Below are 271 nucleotides of genomic sequence, written 5' to 3' on the forward strand. Positions count from 1 at the left end.
CGCCACGACAGAGACGGTCCCGCTCGACTGATTTACACCGATGGTAATGGTCTGGCCATTGTCCAGAGTCACCTTCAGCGGATTGGTGATGTTAGTCACCGGTGCACCGTTTTTATCCACAAGGCTGGCGGTATAAACAATCTGTCCGCCTTCGCCGACGGTGGTAGTCGCCGTCAGGACCACATCCACTTTGTCGATGGTGTCGTTGATGGTGGTGGTTGCGCCATTGCCCGCGACTTCCAACTTCTCGAAGTTGCCACCGGTGGTGTCG

General features: G+C 56.5%; 1 protein-coding gene. It reads right to left on the minus strand.

Annotation, left to right across the window (positions count from 1 at the left end; translation table 11 throughout):
- A partial coding sequence (locus GIR22_RS26075; RefSeq protein ID WP_178122476.1) for an immunoglobulin-like domain-containing protein occupies window positions 1-271 on the minus strand: 271 nt, incomplete at both ends.

The sequence above is a fragment of the Pseudomonas karstica genome (assembly GCF_009707515.1).
In the GTDB taxonomy this organism is placed as follows: Bacteria; Pseudomonadota; Gammaproteobacteria; order Pseudomonadales; family Pseudomonadaceae; genus Aquipseudomonas; species Aquipseudomonas karstica.